The sequence below is a fragment of the Peribacillus frigoritolerans genome (genome assembly GCF_030676415.1).
Classification (GTDB): Bacteria; Bacillota; Bacilli; order Bacillales; family DSM-1321; genus Peribacillus; species Peribacillus frigoritolerans_A.
This window is the reverse complement of sequence record NZ_JAUUTW010000126.1, coordinates 1-297: the sequence shown is the minus strand read 5'-3', so window position 1 is coordinate 297 and position 297 is coordinate 1. Positions and strand designations below refer to the sequence as shown.

Sequence of the window (297 nt, the reverse complement as noted above, 5' to 3'; positions counted from 1 at the left end):
CAACGGTAAGCCATATTTGTTTCAGCTTCTTCAATCGTTTTACGCATGGAACGAATACCGAAGGTATATTGAATGAATGTCAGTTTAACTAAAATAACTGGATCAATACTTGGGCGTCCTACCTCTGCATACATATCTTTCACCAAGTCGTAAATGAAAGTGAAGTCAAAGGAAGCCTCCATTTTACGAACCAAATGGTTCGCCGGCACCAGTTGATCTAAAGTAATCATTTCAAGTTGATCTCGCTGAATAGAATTATGTTTCGAAAGCATCCTCATCACCTCAAGTTTTAATCGT

General features: G+C 38.4%; 1 protein-coding gene. It reads right to left on the bottom strand.

Going from position 1 to position 297, the window contains the following annotated elements; all coding sequences use genetic code 11:
* Nucleotides 1–272 (bottom strand): transposase (locus Q8G36_RS28740; RefSeq protein WP_305163159.1); only part of this gene is annotated, 272 nt, incomplete at its 3' end.
* Nucleotides 273–297: the final 25 nt, after the last annotated feature.